Consider the following 16,306-nt stretch of genomic DNA (forward strand, 5'->3'; position numbering starts at 1 on the left):
GGAGCCGCGGACGGGCGGGTGACGGGACCGGCCCGTCCGCGGCGGTGACGGGCTGCCGTGATCCCGCGGGCCCGGGAAGGGCGGGAGCGCCGCGCCCGGCCCGGGCGGCCCGGAACGCGCGCGGAGAGCGCGGACGGGCGCGGGGTCCGGGCGCCAGGGGAGAGGTGCCCGGACCCCGCGCCCGGATCACGCGGAGTGTGTGACGTGCGCGGAGTGGGAGGGGCGGGCCTTTCCCGGCCGCCTTCCGCGGGTGTTACGACCCGTGGCCCGCACCGGCGCCGGAGAAGCCGCCCCGGGAGCCCTGCCCGTCCCGGCGGTCCGCCCCGCCACCGAGGCCCTCTTCACCGGCACCGGCGCCCTCGTCGCCCGCGCCGATGCCGCCCTCGCCGCCGGCTTGCTCGCCGGCGGCGCCGTCACCGGCCTCGCCGCCCGCACCGGCGCCGCCACCGGCACCCGCGCCACCGGCGCCGATCGTCGCGCCCACGGCCTCCAGGGCGGTGGTCACCGGCTGGAAGAAGGTCTCGCCGCCCTGGGTGCAGTCACCGCTGCCGCCCGAGGTCAGGCCCACGGCCGAGGTGCCGGAGAACATGGCGCCGCCGCTGTCGCCCGGCTCGGCGCAGACGTCCGTCTGGATCAGCCCGTTGACGATGTCGCCGTTGCCGTAGTTGACGGTGGCGTTGAGGCCGGTCACCGTGCCGTCACTGAGGCCGGTGGTGCTGCCGGAGCGCTGCACCTCCATGCCGACGCTGGCCTCCGCGGCCCCGGTGATCTCCTGCGTGGTGCCGTCCTGCAGATCGACCGTGCTGGGGGCCTCCGTCGCCGGGTCGTCGTACATCACCAGGGCGAAGTCGCTGACGGGGAACACCGATTCGGCGGTGGTGCCCAGCGGTTCGGCGCCGGCCTGGTCGTTCGTCCAGGCCGCGGCGATGTTGCCGCAGTGACCGGCGGTCAGGAAGCCCGGGGCGCCGTTCACGTCCACGTTGAAGCCGAGGGAGCAGCGCGAGCCGCCGCCGAAGATGGCGTCGCCGCCGTCCGCGAACGGCTTGAACTCGCCCTGGCTGCGCTTGACGGTCACCAGGCCCGCCATGCCGTCCGTGGCCTGCTCCAGCTCGGCGAGCCGGTCGCCCGTCACGGTGCGGTCGGCGAGGACGGAGACCTTGTTGGTCCTGGGATCGATCGACCAGGCGGTGCCCGGGATCGACGCCCGGTCGCTGAGCGTCTGCGTGGCGGCCTTCAGCTCCGCCATGCTGTTGTCCACGATCCGCGCCTCGGCGCCCTTGGCGCGCGCGGTCTCCGCGGCTTCCTCGTCCAGGACGTTCATGACGAGCCGGCCGGACTCGCCGTCGAAGTACCAGCCCGCGGCGTCGGCGCCCAGGTCGGCAGCGAGGGCCGTGCCGGTCTTCGCCGCGGCCGGGCCGGCGAACGTTCTGGGGGCGGCCTCCTTCTCGTCACTGGCGTTCGCGTTCGGCAGCAGGATCACCGCTCCCGCGAGGGCGGCTGCGGAGGCCGCGGCGATCGCGCCCGTCCGCTTGTTGACTCGTCGGTGGCTCAACTGACTGACCTCCATCGGGGGGCGGGCCGGCCGCTGGGGGCCGGCCGGCCCGGCTTGTGGGGCTGCGGCGGGGAGGGACCGGGGGTCCGGATCCTCCTGCCGTACGGACAGACGCCGAGCGGTTGCGGTCTCCGGCTCCCCGTGCGCCTGTTCACCCATCAGCTACGTACGGCGGTCCGGATTGCCTCAAGCGGAAGGAGAATTGATGGGAAACCCGCGGCGGTGACGGGGCGCGGCCGGGGCCGTCACCCGCCTCCGCGAGGGCCGTGCGCACGCCGTACGCCCGCCGCGGCGGCGTGCCGTGGCGGGCGTACGGGCGACCGGGGCGGTGCGGCTCAGCAGGACAGATTGCCCCCCGGGACGGTGCCGAGGATGTCCGTGAAACGCCGGTAGTTGTCGATGCGGCTCTGCACCTGCGCCGGGTTCTTCCCGTCGCACTCCAGGCTGCCGTTGATGCTGCGGATGGTCTGGCCGAAGCCGTGCCCGCCGGTCATCGCGGTGTGGCCGGTCATGGTGCCGGGGCCGCTCTGGGTGTTCCAGTACCACAGGGCGGTCTTCCAGGCCACGGCCGCGTCGTTCTGGACCAGGAACGGGTTGTTCAGCAGGTCGATGCCGAGGGCGTCACCGGCTGCCTGGTAGTTGAAGTTCCAGCTCAGCTGGATGGGCCCGCGGCCGTAGTACGCGTCGTGCCCCGCGGGGCAGCCGTAGGGCCGGGACGTGTCGCAGTAGTGCGGGTAGTTGGCGGTGTTCTGCTCGACGATGTGCACCAGGCCGCCCGTCTCGTGCGCCACGTTGGCGAGGAAGGCGGCCGCTTCCTGCCGCCTGACGGTGTCGCTGCCGGTGGTGGCGAAGGCGGGGTACGCGCTCAGGGCCGCCGTCAGACCGCTGTAGGTGTAGAACGGGTTCCGGTTCGGGAACATCTGCTGGAACTGCGCCGCGCTCACCACGAAGCCGCCGGGCGCCGGTTCGCCGCCTTCGCAGGAGTGCGGCTCCCAGTACCAGGTGCTGATCACCGGGTCGTACCCCGGGTTGTCGTGTTCGGCGCGGTAGTAGCGGCCGTCGGTGTAGCGGACGACCTGGCCGGCCGCGTACCACTGTCCGGCCACCCAGTCGGGCGCCGAGCAGGCCGCGGTCCGGGCCGCGGGGGCGGGGGCGGCCGACGCGGCCGCGGGCAGGACCGCCAGTCCGCAGCAGACCAGCAGAGCGGTGAGTAACGCCGGCAGACGTCGCGACACGGGATCACTCCTTTTGTGCGGCAGGTCGCCGCTTCGGGCCGGCACCGGTACGGGGCCGCGCGCCGTCCGCGGGCAGGGGCGCGCCGCGGCCGGGCGGTCGCCGGGCCGGCCGATGGGGGTCGGTGAGGCACTCAACCGCATTGGTCTACACCGGTCAAGGTCTAGACCACCATTCCTTCCGGGAGACGGGCAGGCGCCAGGCGTCCGGGAGGTGTCGGCGCGTGGCCCCCACCGCCCCTGCCGGCGCCGGGGCCGGACCGGACGCGTGGCTCCGCGGGTCCGCGGCGGCCGGGGCCCGGAAGCCCGTGGGGGCCACGGGGTCACGGCAGGGATCTCGCCCGGCCTCTGTTCTCCGAGCAGAGCGACCGCTTAGTATGCCGCTGGCGGGGCGGTACCCCCTCGCCCCCTCAGCTCCCCTGTCACTTGTCGACGCTCTACGGAACGGTTCACGGAGGCCACCGGATGAAGGCATGGCGCGTACACGAGAACGGCGAACCGCGCGAGGTGATGCGCCTCGACGAGGTGCCCGACCCGGTGCCGGGCCCCGGGCAGCTGCTGCTGCGGGTCCGCGCCGCCAACGTCAACTTCCCCGACGCGCTGCTCTGCCGCGGCCAGTACCAGGTCCGGCCGCCCCTGCCGTTCACCCCCGGAGTCGAGGTCTGCGCCGAGGTCGTCGCGGCCGGGGACGGGGCGCGCACCGAGACCGGCGCCCGGGTCCTCGCCCAGCCGCCGCTGCCCGGAGGCGGCTTCGCCGAACTCACCGTCGCCGATGACGCCACCGTGCTCCCCGCTCCGGAGGCACTCGACGACGCCGAGGCCGCCGCCCTGCACATCGGCTACCAGACCGGCTGGTTCGGACTGCACCGCCGGGCCCGGCTCCAGCCCGGGGAAACCCTGCTGGTGCACGCGGCCGCGGGCGGGGTCGGCAGCGCCGCGGTCCAGCTCGGCAAGGCCGCCGGGGCCACCGTCATCGGCGTCACCGGCGGAGCGGAGAAGGCCGCCGTGGCCCGGAAACTGGGCTGCGACCTCGTCATCGACCGGCACACCGACGACATCGCCGCCGCCGTCAAGGAGGCCACCGGCGGCAGGGGCGCCGACGTGGTCTACGACCCGGTCGGCGGCGACGCCTACGCCAAGTCCGTCAAGTGCATCGCCTTCGAGGGACGCGTGGTCGTCGTCGGCTTCGCCGGTGGCACCGTCCCCGCCCCCGGCCTCAACCACGCCCTGGTCAAGAACTACTCGATCCTCGGCCTCCACTGGGGCCTCTACAACACCAAGGACCCGGCCGCCGTCCGTGCCTGCCACGCCGAACTCACCGGACTCGCCGCCCGGGGCGCGATCAAACCCCTGGTCAGCGAGCGCGTACCGCTCGACGGGGCCGCCGCGGCCGTCCAGCGCGTGGCCGACGGCCTGACCACCGGCCGCGTCGTCGTCACCCCCAACTGATCCCGAGGAGCCGCGACATGCCGCGCAACGCCGCCGCACCGCAGCCGGCACCGGACGCCGACGGGCTGCGCCGCCGCGTCCGGGACCTGCTCGACGCCCACGACCCCGCCACCACACCCCGCGAGGAGTTCCTCCGGGCCCGCTTCGACGCCGGACTCGCCTGGGTGCACTTCCCCGAAGGGCTCGGCGGCCTCGGCGCCCCCCGCTCCCTGCAGCGGGTCGTCGACACCGAACTGGAGGCGGCCGGCGCCCCCGGCAACGACCCCCGCCGGATCGGCATCGGCCTCGGCATGGCCGCCCCGACCATCCTCCGCTACGGCACCGACGAGCAGAAGCAGCGCTTCCTGCGGCCCCTGTGGACCGGCGAGGAGGTGTGGTGCCAGCTCTTCAGCGAGCCCGGCGCCGGCTCCGACCTCGCCGCCCTCGCCACCCGCGCCGTGCGCGAGGACGGCACCGGCGACTGGATCGTCGACGGCCAGAAGGTGTGGACCTCCAGCGCCCACATCGCCCGCTGGGCCATCCTCATCGCCCGCACCGACCCGGACCAGCCCAAACACCGCGGCATCACCTACTTCCTCTGCGACATGACCGACCCGGGCGTGGAAGTGCGCCCGCTGCGCCAGATCACCGGCGAGGCCGAGTTCAACGAGGTCTTCCTCACCGGCGTGCGCATTCCCGACAGCCACCGGCTCGGGGAGATCGGCGACGGCTGGAAGGTCGCCCAGACCACCCTCAACAACGAGCGCGTCGCCATCGGCGGCGGCCGCATCCCGCGCGAGGGCGGCATGATCGGCAAGGCCGCCGCCACCTGGCGGGAACGGCCCGAACTGCGCACCCACGACCTGCACCAGCGGCTGCTCGGCCTGTGGGTCGAGGCCGAGGCCGCCCGCCTCGCCGCCGTCCGCCTCGGGCAGCAGCTCGCCACGGGCCAGCCCGGACCCGAGGGCGTGGCCATGAAACTGGGCTTCGCCCGGCTCGCCCAGGAGATCAGCGGCCTGGAGGTCGAACTCCTCGCCGACGACGGACTCACCTACCAGGACTGGACGATGGTCCGCCCGCAGCACGTCGACTTCACCGGACGCGACGCCGGGTACCGCTACCTGCGCGCCAAGGGCAACTCCATCGAGGGCGGCACCTCCGAGGTCCTGCTCAACATCGTCGCCGAACGCGTCCTCGGCCTGCCCCCCGAACCGCGCACCGACAAGGACGTCCCCTGGAAGGAACTGGCCCGATGAGCGCCACCACCGGCCCCGCCCCGGCCACCGCCCCCGCGGAGCAGCCCGTACCGGACCTGCTGTACTCCGAGGCGGAGGAGGACCTGCGCTCCGCCGTGCGGTCCCTCCTCACCGACCGCTGCGAGCCGGGCGCCGTCCTCGCCCGGACCGAGACCGGCCGGCCGTACGACCCGGAGCTGTGGACGGCGCTCGGCGCCGGCATGGGCACCGCCGGGCTGCTCGTGCCGGAGACGCTCGGCGGGCAGGGCGCCTCGGCCCGCGAGGCGGCCGTCGTCCTGGAGGAGCTCGGCCGCGCCGCTGCCCCGTCGCCCTACCTGACCAGTGCCGTCATCGCCGTGGAGGCGCTGCTCGGCGCCGGGCCGGAGGACGGTGCGGAGACCGCCGCGCTGCTGGCCGAGCTCGCCGCCGGCCGCACCACCGCCGCCCTGGCGATGCCCTGGTCCACCCCTCCCGGCCCGCGCCCCACGGCGACCGTACGGGCCGATGACGGTGCCGCGCTCACCGGCACCGTGCGCGGCGTCGCCGACGCCGCGGAGGCCCGGACCCTGCTCGTCCCGGCCGAGGGGCCCGGCGGACTCGGCCTCTGGGCCGTGGACACGGCGGCGCCCGGTGCCGGCATCGCCCCGCGGGAGCCCCTCGACCTCACCCGCCCCCTCGCCGACACCACCTTCGAGGGCGCCCCCGCCCGGCTGGTCGCCGGCCCGGAGACGGCCGAAGCCGCCATCCGGCGCGCGCTGTCCGCCGGAGCCGGACTGCTCGCCTCCGAACAGCTCGGCATCGCCGAGTGGTGCCTCGCCGAAACGGTGCGGCACACCCGGGAGCGGCACCAGTTCAACCGCCCCGTCGGCTCCTTCCAGGCCCTGAAGCACCGGCTCGCCGCGCTCTGGCTCGACATCGTCTCCGCCCGGGCCGCGGCCCGCAACGCGGCCGACGCCCTCGCCACCGGTTCCCCCGACCTGCCCGTGGCCGTGGCCGTCGCCCAGGCCCACTGCTCGCGGACGGCCGTCCACGCCGCGGAGGAGTGCGTCCAGCTGCACGGAGGCATCGGCATGACCTGGGAACACCCCGCCCACCTCTACCTCAAGCGGGCCAAGGCGGACGCCACCGCACTCGGCACCGCGGGACGGCACCGGGAGGCCCTCGCCGCGCTGGTGGCCCTCCCCGCCCCGTCCCCCTGACGCGGCACGGAAACCGGGCCGGGGGAGGACCTCCGTGGGGGGAAGGCCCTCCCCCGGCCCGTGCGGCCCGCCGGCGCACGGCGCGGGCCCCGGTCCGCCGCCCGTGCGACGGCCACGGCCACGGGCACGACCGCGGCACGGGCACGACCGCGGCACGGGCACGGCCACGGCACGGGCACGGCCACGGCACGGGCACGGCCACGGCACGGGCACGGCCACGGCACGGGCACGGCGACGGCCACGGGCACGGGCACGGCACGGGCACGGCCACGGCGACGGGCAGGGAAACGGCCGGTCAACTCCCGCCGTCGGCAACGGCGTCGGGGGTGCCGGCGGCCCCCCGGGCCGTCATACTCGGGCACGGTTCCCACCGGTCCGTGAGCTCCGCGCACCGCGGCGCCCACGCGGCCGCCCCCGCCGTGCCGTCCGCCTGGGAGGCTTCATGGCCCTCGCACGCCCCGCCCGCCGCACGCTCGTCACCTCCTTCGCCGCCGCTCTCGCCGGCACCGCGGCCGCACCGGCCGCCGCCCGCGCGGCGACGGCCGCGCCCGCCCCGGCGGCGGTGCGCCCGGGCCCCGCGCCCCTCCGCCGGGCCCACGCGCACAACGACTACGAACACCCCCGCCCTCTCCTCGACGCCCTCGACCACCGGTTCACCGGCGTCGAGGCCGACATCTGGCTGACCGGGGGCCAACTCCTGGTGGGACACGACGCGGGGGACCTCACCCCCGGACGCACCCTGGAGAGGCTCTACCTCGAACCGCTGCTGCGCCGGGTGCGCGCCCACCGCGGCACGGTGTATCCCGGCCACCGCACGCCCGTGCAACTCCTCATCGACCTCAAGAACACCGGCGAGGCGAGCTATCTCGCACTCCACCGGCGGCTGCACCGCTACCGGCGGATGCTGAGCGCGGCCGTGGACGGCCGGGTCCGCCCCGGCGCGGTCACCGCCGTGATCTCCGGTGACCGCGCCGCCCGCGGGCCGATGGAGGCCCAGCGCCTGCGGTACGCCTTCTACGACGGCCGCCTCGACGACCTGGGCGGCGCGTCCCCCGCCTCCCTCATCCCGCTGATCAGCAGCAACTGGACCCACAGCTTCGGCTGGCGGGGCGTGGGACCGATGCCCGCCGCCGAGCGCGGGAGGCTCCACGAGATCGTCGCCACCGCTCACCGCGAACACCGGCGGGTGCGCTTCTGGGCCACCCCCGACACGCCCGGCCCGGGGCGCGACGCCGTCTGGTCGGAACTCCTGGCCGCGGGAGCCGACCACGTCAACACCGACGACCTGGCCGGCCTGGAGGCATTCCTCGACCGCCACGACGGGCAGCGGCGATAACGCTCGGTCAGTACCCGATCGGCGGACGGACGGACGGCCGGTACGGAGCGCGCCATGGGCCACACTGACGCCCCAGAGCCGCTCCGTACCACGTCCCGGCCGTATCCCCCGGCCGGCCGAGGAGGTTGTCCGCGATGGTCGTGTCCGTCTCCGTGCTTCTGCTGCTCCTGGTCATCACGCTGATCTTCCTGCGGAGCGGGTCCCTCAAGACCTCCCACGCGATCCTGTGCGCCGTGGTGGGCTTCCTGGTCGCGGGCACCGGTATCGCGCCCTCCGTCTACCACGGGATCTCGGCCACCGCGCAGCTCGTGAGCGGCTTCCGCCCCTGACCGCGGGGGCCGGCGGCACAACGGGCCCCCGGCCTGTCACGTCTCCGCCGCCAGCAGCCGGGACCGGATGAGGAAGCGGACGCCCTCGGGGGCTTCCAGGGAGAATCCGCTGCCCCGGCCCTCCACCACGTCCACGATCAGCCGGGTGTGGCTCCACCGTTCGTGCTGGCCGGCCGACATCCAGAACGGCACCCGCTCCGGCACCCCGTCGACCGCCAGTTCCGCCAGCAGCACATCGGCCCCGCCCGTCCTGAACTCCCCGGCCGGGTAGCACATCGGCGCGCTGCCGTCGCAGCACCCGCCCGACTGGTGGAACATCAGCGGCCCGTGCGCCTCCCGCAGCCTTCGCAGCAAGTCCGCCGCCGGTGTGGTCAGCTCCACCCTGGCCGTGTCCGCGCTGTCACTCATGTCCGCTCCGCAACTCGTGGAAGGGGCCCTCACCGATGGCCACGGCTCCGGGCGCGGCGCCGCCGTCCCACGGTCACACCCTGCGCGGGAGGGCGGCAAGCCCCGTGCGCCGCCGGTCCGGGCGGGAACGCCTCGCCGGGGCGGAGCCGTTCCGGGAGGCGCGACGGCACGGCCCGCCGCGGCCTGCCGCGCGCACAGCGGGTTCCGCGGTGCGCGGTAATCCGGAGCGGAACGAATAGCCGGTCACCGTTTCCGGCTTGTGGCCAGAACTCACTGACCGGACTCCGGCGGAAGGTCACCGGAAAGGGCTTCCGGTGCCCGGCGTGGCCATATTCCGGTGCGCGCCTGCCGTCTCACCGGACGATTCGGCCTGCCGGTCGAGTTCGCCGCCCGGCCCGGACGCATTTGTTTCGGCCGTGTTTCCCGAGTGAGACCCACGCCCTTGTCATGGTCCTGGGGAACCTCCTACTGTGGGAGCGCTCCCACCCCTGCCCCCCCACGGGTCAGCAGGAGGCCAGGTCATGACGCCGGAATGGCGGACCCATCACCTGGCCTCCCGATCCGGCAGGCCGTACGTTTTGATACTCAGCGTCCCCTGGTGGCGCGCCGAACGCACCGGTGGAATCCGTAACCGGGCCGAAGCGCCCCGCCGCGTCAGGCAGTCGGGCCGTCGGAATGCGCCGGCCGGCCGCCGTGAGTGCCGATCCGTACCGTCGTGCCCCTGTCTCCGCAGAGGACCTCCGGGAGTCCGGACAGCAGCGCCAGCTTTCCCACCCTGTTCCGCGACGCGCCGTGCCGCGTTGTTGCCCGGGGCCGGTGCGCTGCCCGGATGAGGCTCTGGCACGCCGGCGTTCCGCCGCGACTTTCCGGGCCTCGTTCAGTGTGGGCGGATTCGGGATCGTCCCCCTTCCGTCATGGTCCACGACGATCGATTGGAGAATCATGTCCGGTGTACTTCTGGCAAGTGGGGCTGCCGCGGCGTTACTCGCTTCCACGCTGACCGCTTCCACCGTCTCCGCCGAGGAGACCGTCCCGACGGAGAAGATCCAGCTCTCCGTCAACACCGTGAACGGCTCGGGCTGCCCGGCAGGGACGGCCGCCGTCGCCGTCTCCCCGGACAACACGGCCTTCACCGTGACCTACAGCGATTACCTCGCCCAGGTCGGCGTCGGCGCCTCGCCGACCGACTTCAGAAAGAACTGCCAGCTCAACCTGGACGTGATCGTGCCCCAGGGCTTCACCTACGCGATCGCGAAGGTCGACTACCGCGGCTACGGCTACCTGGAGGACGGTGCCGCCGGCCTGCAGAAGGCGTCGTACTACCACCAGGGCTCCTCCGAGACGAGCACCACCTCGCGCACCTTCAACGGCCCGTTCGACAACAACTGGCAGGCGTCGGCCAGCAAGGAGTACGCCGAGCTGGTCTGGGCCCCCTGCGGCGTGAAGCGCAACTTCAACATCAACACCGAACTGCGGGTCGACGGTGGCGACTCGGACACCAAGAACACGACCAGCTTCATGACCATGGACTCCACGGACGCCGCGGTCAGCACGGTCTACCACATGGCCTGGAAGGAATGCGGTAGCTGACGGGCTCCGCGCGCTGCCCGCGCGCGGTGGCGTCCCGGGCGCCCGCCGGGGTTCACGGCCCGGGAGCCGGCCGTGGACCGCGGAGCGTGGTCCACGAGCGGGAGAACGGAACACCGCGGGACGCACAACCGGTGACCCAGACCCGAGGACTGGTGACCGGATACCAGCACCCCCCACTCCGGACCTGCGGGACACGTGTGCCGCACGGTTGCGGAACTCGAACGGCCCGGGGCGACACCCCCGCGCCCCACGGCAGCGGCTGCCGGGGCGCGGGGGCCACCCCACCCCCTCGGAATGCCCTTGGTCCGCAGAGGGGACGGGCCATGCGAAACGAGAACACGGGGTCTTCTCTTCCGAGCCCTTTCCATGCCGAGAACACAGGATTCTCCCGAACGCACGCCACGTAGGGGCGGCGGGAAGTCCGCGGCGGTGCCGGCAGGGGTTCGGCGGGTTCCACACAGCAAACGGCGCCGGGGCGTTCCCTGTATCCCGGCGCGGTCCACAGCAGACCGATTGGAGAACCATGTCCGGTGTACTCGCAGCGGCCGGCGCGGCAACAGCGTTGTTCGCCACCTCATTCATTCCGGGCCCGATCGCGACGCCGCCGTACTTCACGGATGTGCCGACCGACAAGATGATCATCACGGTTGCGACCGTCAATGGCTCGGGTTGCCCGGCGGGGACGGCCGCCGTCGCCGTCTCCGAGGACAACACGGCCTTCACCGTGACCTACAGCGACTACCTCGCCATGGTCGGCGTCGGGGCCAAGCCGACCGACTTCAGAAAGAACTGCCAGCTCAACCTGGCGATGCAGGTCCCGCAGGGCTTCACGTACGCCATCGCCAAGGTGGACTACCGCGGCTACGCGTACCTGGAGGACGGCGCCAGCGCGATGCAGAAGGCGTCGTACTACTTCCAGGGGGCGTCCAACACGGACTCCCGGCAGGAGCAGTTCGCCGGACCGCTCGACGACAACTGGCAGGTCACGCACACCACCGAGCTGCCCGCGCTGGTCTGGGCGCCCTGCGGTGAGATCCGCAACTTCAACATCAACACGGAGCTGCGCGTCAACGCCGGTACGTCGGACACCAAGGAGACCACCAGTCTGATGACGATGGACTCCACCGACGGCTCCGTCGACACCACCTACCAGATGGCCTGGAAGCGGTGTGAGCCCGGCGACGCGTGAGGGCTGACCACCCCGGATGACACCGGCCCGGCCGGCCGTCGCCACCGACCGGAACGGCCTCTCCGGTCCATCCGGCACAGCAGCAACTCCCCGCTGGGCACGGCCGCGCGCGCCGGTCGCGCCCGGCGGGGTGACGGGCGCGGAGCCGGCACCACGGCTCCGCGCCCCCGCCCCGTGTCCGGCTCCGGCCCGGGCCGGAGCCGGCCGCTCACCACACGTCCCCGTCACGCCGGTCGCAGACGAGGTCGCCGGGCAGCTCCAGCGGGGCCGAGACCGGGAACACGTGGATGCAGCCGTCCTCCTCCGCGGTGCGGACCGCACCGTCCGGCGTGAGCGCGAAGGTGGGACCCGTCCAGCGCCGCCGGCCCCGCCCCGCGCAGAACCGCGCGCCGTCGTCGGAGGATCCGAGGGCGCCCACCTCGCAGGCGCCGCGCAGCACCCCTTCCAGCGCCGCCCTCATGGCCGAGCCGTGACCGCGGCCCTGCCGGTCCGGGCGTACACCCACGCCCTCGACGTACCCGGCGCGCAGCGCCCGGCCGCGGTGCGGCGGCGCCGCCGGACGAGGGAGGCGTGCCCGGTCAGCTCGCCGTCCTCCCAGGCCGGCGCATGCCGGCCGCCGAGGGCGTGTTCCCGGTCGTCGCCGGTCATCCCGCCCTCGAAGACCAGGTCGGGAAGATCCCGCGCGGCCTGCCGGGAGGCGCCGTCCAAGTGGGCGGTGTGGACGAGCAGGACGCCGTCCGGCCGCGGGTCCCGCCGGGTGTCTCCGGTCGTGCCGGCCTCCTTGTCCGGGTGCGGGCCGCGGGTTCCGCCGGCCGCGGAGGGCGGGGAGCGCTGGGACCCGCAGGGTGGCATCCCTTGCCAGTCTCCCGTCGGAGTCATACAGTCCGCTCCGGCGCATGTGAATGGGAGCGCTCCCACGCTCCACCCCCTCCATCCGCAACCGCTGAAGGGATCTCATGAAACTCCGCATACGCTCCGCCGCCACGGCACTCCTGGTCGTCCTCGGTTCGCTGGCCTCCTTCGCGGTCACGGCTCCGCCGGCCGCGGCCGAGCCGGTGATCTGCGAGCAGTACGGGACCTCCACCGTCCAGGGTCAGTACGTGGTGCAGAACAACCGGTGGGGCACCGGCGCCACCCAGTGCATCGACGTCACCGGCAGCGGTTTCCGGATCACCCAGGCCGACGGCAGCGTCTCGACCGACGGCGCCCCCAAGTCCTACCCGTCGGTCTACACCGGCTGCCACTACGGAAACTGTTCGCCGGGCAGCAGGCTGCCGATGCAGATCGGCTCCATCGGCAGCGCGCCGAGCAGCATCTCCTACCAGTACACCTCGGACGCGGTCTACAACGCGTCCTACGACATCTGGCTCGACCCGGAGCCGAAGCGGACCGGCGTCAACCGGACGGAGATCATGATCTGGTTCAACCGGGTCGGCCCGATCCAGCCCATCGGCTCGCAGGTCGGTACGGCGAACGTCGGCGGACGCAGCTGGGAGGTGTGGACCGGGAACAACGGCGGCAACGACGTCATCTCCTTCGTCTCCCCGTCCGCCCTCCCCGGCTGGAGCTTCGACGTCATGGACTTCGTCAGGGAGACCGTGGGCCGCGGCATGGCCGGCAACAACTGGTACATGACCAGCATCCAGGCCGGCTTCGAGCCGTGGAGCGGCGGCGCCGGGCTGGGCGTGCAGTCCTTCTCCGCGTCCGTGAACGGCTGAGCGCACCCGTCGCGAACGGTGCCGCCGTCAGGCGCGCCGGGGGCGCCCCACCGCCTCCGGCGCGCCGCGGCCCGGCGGCCCGGCGCCGGGACGGCCGGCCGGGACCGCCGCGCCGGCGGACGGGTCCTCCGGCGCGGGCCGGGTGCGGGGCGCGGATTCCCGCTCGCGCGCCGGTGGGGAGGGCGGCGCCGCGCCGCGGGCCGGCGCCTTCCGGCCCCGCGGGCGGGCGCCGCCGGATACCGTGAACGGGTGACGGGAACGTGGCAGCCCTCGGACACCGGCGTTCTGCGGCTGCCGTCCGGGCGCACGGTCCGGGGCCGCGCGCTGCGGCGGCCGCTTCCGGCGGGCCCCGAACCCACGTACGGCGTGTACCTGCTGGGCGGGCGTCCCCCCGAAGTCCCCTGGGAATCCCGCTGGTTGCGCTGGCCGGATTTCCGGCTGCCCGCCGACGGGGCGGAGGCCCGGGCCGTCCTCCGTGCGGCGTGGGAACGCGCCGGTGACGAGGGCGAGCGCGTCGAGATCGCCTGCGGCGGCGGCCGCGGCCGTACGGGCACCGCGCTGGCCTGCCTCGCCGTCCTGGACGGCGTGCGGGCCGACCGCGCCGTGGAGTTCGTCCGCCGGGGCTATGACGGACGGGCCGTCGAGACGCCCTGGCAGCGGCGGTACGTCCGGCGCTTCTCCGGCTGACCGGGCGCCCGCCCTCCCGGGCCGCCCGCGCAGCCACGGATGTGCCCCGTCCGCTCCGTCCGCCTCCTCCGGCCGTGCGGGGGTTCCGTGTCCGCGCGGGCAGTGGCGGGGGCGGGGGAGCGGTGGCGGACGGCCGGCACCCGTGGGAGACGCCGGCCGTCCGGACAGCCGCAGGGCAATCACCGTGTCCGGTGACATCACATCGGCCGGTGAGCCCCCGGCTTGCCCGGGCGCCGGGCCGGGCCGGGCCGTGGGTGCCCGGGTGGCGCTCCCGGCTGCGTCCGCGGGTGGGCGGTGTGCCGGGGGCCCGGGGCCGGGAACCGGAACCGGAACCGTTGCGGGGCGGCCCGGCGAAGCTGCCCGGTGCCGCCGGGGTCCGTGCCGCGCGGTGCGCGCAGACGCGGGCGGGACGCCCCCCCCGCGGCTGCGCGCCCGGGTGTCAGCGCGGGGTCCCCCCGGGGCTGGGGGCGGTGGCGGGGGCGACGGGGGCGGGGGGCTCGTCGAGGGTGTTCGTCCGCGTCTCCCGCGTCCGCCACACGGTGAGCGCGGTGATCGCCGCACCGCCGCACAGCAGCAGGGAGACCGGGGTGCTGTCGCCGCCGGACGAGGCGAGCAGGCTGCTGGCGATGAGGGGCGAGAAGCCCGCGCCGATCAGGGTCGCGCCCTGGTAGCCCAGGGAGGCGCCGGTGTAGCGGACGCGGGTGCCGAACATCTCGCTGAGCAGGGCGCCCAGCGGTGCGTACATCAGGGACTGCGCGAGGCCGTGGCCGAGTACGAGGGCGAGGATCAGCAGGCCGGGGGAGCCGGAGTTCACCAGGGCGAGGACCGGGAACGCGAGCGCGGCGGAGGCGATGGCCCCGGCCAGGACCACGGGGCGGCGGCCGATCCGGTCGGAGAGGGCGGAGGCGGCCGGCAGCACGAGCAGGGCCGTGCACGAGGCGAGGGTGACGCCGGTGAGGACCTGCGGGCGGCTGTAGCCCTGGCCGACGGCGTAGGAGATCATGAAGCTGGCCAGCAACGACTGGGCGGTGAACGCGCCGATGCCGATGCCCGCGGCGCGCAGCACCGGAGCGGGGCGGCGGAGCACCTCCACGACCGGCGGCCGGGCGGCGGGCTGACCCTTCGTCCGGGCGAACAGCGGGCTCTCCGCGACCTTCAGGCGGACGAACAGGCCGACCGCCAGCAGGGCGATGCTGAGCAGGAACGGGACCCGCCAGCCCCACGAGCGGAAGTCGTCGTCGGGCAGCGCGGCGACCAGGGTGACCACGCCCGCCGAGAGGACGGAGCCGAGCGGGGCCCCGAGCTGGGTGGCGCTGGACCAGAGACCGCGCCGGGCACGCTGGGTCCGCTCGGCGTGCTCGACGACCATCAGGGTCGCGCCGCCCCACTCCCCGCCGATGGCGAGGCCCTGGACCACGCGCAGGGCGACCAGCAGGACGGGCGCCCACACGCCGATCGCGCCATAGGTGGGCAGGACGCCGATGAGGAAGCTGGCGACGCCCATCAGGGTCATGGTCAGCAGCATCATCGACTTGCGGCCCATCCGGTCGCCGAAGTGACCGAAGAGGATGCCGCCGAGCGGACGGGCCACATAGCCCGCGGCGAAGGTGCCGAAGGCCGCGATCGTGCCGACCGCGGGGTCGGCGCCGGGGAAGAACAGGCTGCCGAAGACCAGTGCGGCGACCGTTCCGTACACGAGGAAGTCGTAGAACTCGATGGCGGTGCCGAGCATGCTCGACAGGGCTACGCGGCGCAACTGCCGCTGGTCTTCGGAGGTCTGACGGGGGGTCCGGCGGGCGGGGGAAGGGGAGGAGGACGGCGGCACGGTGAGCTCCTGGGGCTGGGGCCGGTGCCCGAGGAACCTAGGCAGCATTTACATGCTAGTCAATCGTTTGCACAACATCATTCGGGCCGATCCTCGGCCAGCCGCAGCAGCAGGCCGTGCAGCGTCTCCCGCTCCTCCGCGGTGAGCGGGGCCAGCAGATCGCCCGTCACCCGCCTGCTGGCCTCGTCGCTGTCGCGGAGGAAGGCGCGGCCCTCCTCGGTGAGCGCCACGACCCGGCTGCGCCGGTCCTCCGGGGACGGGCGGCGCTCCGCCAGGTCCAGCTTCTCCAGGTCGTCGACCAGTCCGACGATCGCGCTGGGGTCGTAGCCGAGACGGGTGCTCAGCTCCCGCTGGAGGGCTCCCTCGCAGGTGGCCAGGAAGCGCAGCAGCGCGTAGTGGCGCAGCCGCAGCCCCGATTCCTGGAGGGAGGCGTTGAACAGCCGGCCCGAGCGCAGGCCGAGGCGGTAGAGCAGATAGCCGGTGTCCGCGTGCAGTCCGCGCATCCACGGTTCCTGCGCGTCGATCGGGGTGCCGGCGGATGTCTCGGCGGTGTGCGGCTGGCGGGTGATGGCGGACTC

At 74.3% G+C, this 16,306-nt stretch carries 15 protein-coding genes and 1 pseudogene; 9 read left to right on the top strand and 7 right to left on the bottom strand.

The genetic code is table 11. The features are described 5' to 3' along the window. Positions 1-253: 253 nt before the first annotated feature. Complete coding sequence (locus tag KBZ10_RS14225) at positions 254-1,552, bottom strand: S1 family peptidase (RefSeq protein ID WP_210987975.1); 1,299 nt, start codon at positions 1,550-1,552, stop codon at positions 254-256. Between the two features lie 335 nt (positions 1,553-1,887). Continuing rightward, positions 1,888-2,787, bottom strand: a complete 900-nt coding sequence (locus tag KBZ10_RS14230) for a glycoside hydrolase family 19 protein (RefSeq protein ID WP_210987976.1) — start codon at positions 2,785-2,787, stop codon at positions 1,888-1,890. 462 nt (positions 2,788-3,249) lie between these two features. Here KBZ10_RS14230 and KBZ10_RS14235 point away from each other — a divergent pair, with 462 nt between their 5' ends. The 5 genes from KBZ10_RS14235 to KBZ10_RS14255 all read left to right on the top strand — a co-directional run bounded on the left by KBZ10_RS14235 (position 3,250) and on the right by KBZ10_RS14255 (position 8,311). Then, positions 3,250-4,233 (top strand): NADPH:quinone oxidoreductase family protein, encoded by a 984-nt coding sequence (locus KBZ10_RS14235; protein WP_210987977.1) that lies wholly within the window; start codon positions 3,250-3,252, stop codon positions 4,231-4,233. Between the two features lie 17 nt (positions 4,234-4,250). Then, a complete protein-coding gene (locus KBZ10_RS14240; RefSeq protein WP_210987978.1) occupies positions 4,251-5,468 on the top strand; it encodes an acyl-CoA dehydrogenase family protein in 1,218 nt (405 codons plus the stop codon). Further along, positions 5,465-6,646: an acyl-CoA dehydrogenase family protein gene (locus tag KBZ10_RS14245; RefSeq protein ID WP_210987979.1), complete on the top strand. Its 1,182-nt coding sequence runs from the start codon at positions 5,465-5,467 to the stop codon at positions 6,644-6,646. Before KBZ10_RS14240 ends, KBZ10_RS14245 begins: the two co-directional genes overlap by 4 nt. A 442-nt stretch (positions 6,647-7,088) precedes the next feature. Further along, complete coding sequence (locus tag KBZ10_RS14250; protein WP_210987980.1) at positions 7,089-7,982, top strand: phosphatidylinositol-specific phospholipase C/glycerophosphodiester phosphodiesterase family protein; 894 nt, start codon at positions 7,089-7,091, stop codon at positions 7,980-7,982. A 134-nt stretch (positions 7,983-8,116) separates the two neighbouring features. Continuing rightward, entirely contained in the window at positions 8,117-8,311 is a 195-nt protein-coding gene (locus KBZ10_RS14255) for a hypothetical protein (RefSeq protein ID WP_210987981.1), read from the top strand. Between the two features lie 36 nt (positions 8,312-8,347). On the opposite strand, the gene KBZ10_RS14260 is transcribed toward KBZ10_RS14255, so the two are convergent. Then, positions 8,348-8,719, bottom strand: a complete 372-nt coding sequence (locus tag KBZ10_RS14260) for a DUF779 domain-containing protein (RefSeq protein WP_210987982.1) — start codon at positions 8,717-8,719, stop codon at positions 8,348-8,350. A gap of 942 nt (positions 8,720-9,661) precedes the next feature. Between KBZ10_RS14260 and KBZ10_RS14265 the strand changes: the two genes are divergently transcribed. Together KBZ10_RS14265 and KBZ10_RS14270 are read left to right on the top strand one after the other, a co-directional pair. After that, positions 9,662-10,309: a DUF4360 domain-containing protein gene (locus KBZ10_RS14265; RefSeq protein WP_210987983.1), complete on the top strand. Its 648-nt coding sequence runs from the start codon at positions 9,662-9,664 to the stop codon at positions 10,307-10,309. A 523-nt stretch (positions 10,310-10,832) separates the two neighbouring features. Next, positions 10,833-11,498, top strand: coding sequence for a DUF4360 domain-containing protein (locus KBZ10_RS14270; RefSeq protein WP_210987984.1), 666 nt, complete (start codon positions 10,833-10,835; stop codon positions 11,496-11,498). Between the two features lie 208 nt (positions 11,499-11,706). Here KBZ10_RS14270 and KBZ10_RS30305 read toward each other — a convergent pair whose 3' ends face one another. Together KBZ10_RS30305 and KBZ10_RS30310 are read right to left on the bottom strand one after the other, a co-directional pair. Next, positions 11,707-11,958 (bottom strand): hypothetical protein, encoded by a 252-nt coding sequence (locus tag KBZ10_RS30305; protein ID WP_307847418.1) that lies wholly within the window; start codon positions 11,956-11,958, stop codon positions 11,707-11,709. Beyond that, a complete protein-coding gene (locus tag KBZ10_RS30310; protein ID WP_307847420.1) occupies positions 11,955-12,350 on the bottom strand; it encodes a hypothetical protein in 396 nt (131 codons plus the stop codon). Before KBZ10_RS30310 ends, KBZ10_RS30305 begins: the two co-directional genes overlap by 4 nt. Before the next feature lie 104 nt (positions 12,351-12,454). On the opposite strand from KBZ10_RS30310, the pseudogene KBZ10_RS14280 reads away from it, so the two are divergent. Both KBZ10_RS14280 and KBZ10_RS14285 read left to right on the top strand, forming a co-directional pair. Continuing rightward, positions 12,455-13,210: pseudogene (locus tag KBZ10_RS14280) on the top strand (glycosyl hydrolase family 5); the annotation flags it as partial. Between the two features lie 255 nt (positions 13,211-13,465). Next, positions 13,466-13,903, top strand: a complete 438-nt coding sequence (locus KBZ10_RS14285; RefSeq protein ID WP_210987986.1) for a protein-tyrosine phosphatase family protein — start codon at positions 13,466-13,468, stop codon at positions 13,901-13,903. A 439-nt stretch (positions 13,904-14,342) separates the two neighbouring features. Here the strand turns inward: KBZ10_RS14285 and KBZ10_RS14290 are convergent, their stop codons facing one another. Both KBZ10_RS14290 and KBZ10_RS14295 read right to left on the bottom strand, forming a co-directional pair. Next, a complete protein-coding gene (locus tag KBZ10_RS14290; RefSeq protein WP_210987987.1) occupies positions 14,343-15,776 on the bottom strand; it encodes an MFS transporter in 1,434 nt (477 codons plus the stop codon). Positions 15,777-15,805: 29 nt separating this feature from the next. Further along, complete coding sequence (locus tag KBZ10_RS14295; RefSeq protein ID WP_210988082.1) at positions 15,806-16,231, bottom strand: MarR family winged helix-turn-helix transcriptional regulator; 426 nt, start codon at positions 16,229-16,231, stop codon at positions 15,806-15,808. Positions 16,232-16,306 lie beyond the last annotated feature (75 nt).

This window comes from Streptomyces sp. F63, from assembly GCF_018070345.1.
GTDB lineage: Bacteria > Actinomycetota > Actinomycetes > Streptomycetales > Streptomycetaceae > Streptomyces.

Bases quoted from the DNA above. Each gene is read 5' to 3' on its own strand.
- KBZ10_RS14235 (WP_210987977.1), top strand. From the start codon at position 3,250: ATGAAGGCATGGCGCGTACACGAGAACGGCGAACCGCGCGAGGTGATG.
- KBZ10_RS14240 (WP_210987978.1), top strand. From the start codon at position 4,251: ATGCCGCGCAACGCCGCCGCACCGCAGCCGGCACCGGACGCCGACGGG.
- KBZ10_RS14245 (WP_210987979.1), top strand. From the start codon at position 5,465: ATGAGCGCCACCACCGGCCCCGCCCCGGCCACCGCCCCCGCGGAGCAG.
- KBZ10_RS14250 (WP_210987980.1), top strand. From the start codon at position 7,089: ATGGCCCTCGCACGCCCCGCCCGCCGCACGCTCGTCACCTCCTTCGCC.
- KBZ10_RS14255 (WP_210987981.1), top strand. From the start codon at position 8,117: ATGGTCGTGTCCGTCTCCGTGCTTCTGCTGCTCCTGGTCATCACGCTG.
- KBZ10_RS14260 (WP_210987982.1), bottom strand. From the start codon at position 8,719: ATGAGTGACAGCGCGGACACGGCCAGGGTGGAGCTGACCACACCGGCG.
- KBZ10_RS14265 (WP_210987983.1), top strand. From the start codon at position 9,662: ATGTCCGGTGTACTTCTGGCAAGTGGGGCTGCCGCGGCGTTACTCGCT.
- KBZ10_RS14270 (WP_210987984.1), top strand. From the start codon at position 10,833: ATGTCCGGTGTACTCGCAGCGGCCGGCGCGGCAACAGCGTTGTTCGCC.
- KBZ10_RS30305 (WP_307847418.1), bottom strand. From the start codon at position 11,958: ATGAGGGCGGCGCTGGAAGGGGTGCTGCGCGGCGCCTGCGAGGTGGGC.
- KBZ10_RS30310 (WP_307847420.1), bottom strand. From the start codon at position 12,350: ATGCCACCCTGCGGGTCCCAGCGCTCCCCGCCCTCCGCGGCCGGCGGA.
- KBZ10_RS14290 (WP_210987987.1), bottom strand. From the start codon at position 15,776: ATGCTGCCTAGGTTCCTCGGGCACCGGCCCCAGCCCCAGGAGCTCACC.
- KBZ10_RS14295 (WP_210988082.1), bottom strand. From the start codon at position 16,231: ATGCGCGGACTGCACGCGGACACCGGCTATCTGCTCTACCGCCTCGGC.